The organism is Leifsonia sp. CL147 (assembly GCF_900114565.1).
Classification (GTDB): domain Bacteria; phylum Actinomycetota; class Actinomycetes; order Actinomycetales; family Microbacteriaceae; genus Leifsonia.
Genome location: NZ_FOTM01000001.1, coordinates 1 through 487 on the forward strand (window position 1 = coordinate 1; position 487 = coordinate 487).

Annotated in this window: 1 protein-coding gene; it reads right to left on the reverse strand. The window is 69.8% G+C overall.

The window, feature by feature from the left end; translation table 11 throughout:
- The coding region (locus BM287_RS00005) for a transposase (protein ID WP_170857365.1) at positions 1 to 218 on the reverse strand (218 nt) is incomplete at its 3' end.
- Positions 219 to 487 lie beyond the last annotated feature (269 nt).

Genomic DNA, 487 nt, shown 5'->3' on the forward strand with positions numbered 1-487 from the left:
CCAACGCGGGTGTCGAGGTCGCGGTGTCGGTAGCCATTGCGTTGCGCGGTGCGGTCGGGGCTGGGCTTGCCCCATTCCGCGCCGACGACGGCGTCGGCGTCCGCGGAGAGGAGCGCGTTGATCGTGGTCTGCAACAGGCTGCGCATCAGATCCGGCGACGCGTCGGTCAAGGCTTCAGCGAGCACGCTCGCAGGGTCGACAATGTGAAGTGCGGTCATCGTGATGATGCCTTTCGAGTGGAGGTAAGAGACTTCTCGAAGGATCACACGGTGACCGCGCCCACGTCCGAAACGACGAGCCAGCCACCGCGCTACACCACATTACGGGGCACTACTCCGCGGCGGCGACCAGCCGCGGCGGCGACCAGCCGCGGCGGCGACCAGCCGCGGCGGCGACCAGCGGCAGCGGAGACCAGCGGCAGCGGAGACCAGCGGCAGCGGAGACCAGCGGCAGCGGAGACCAGCGGCAGCGGAGACCAGCGGCAGCG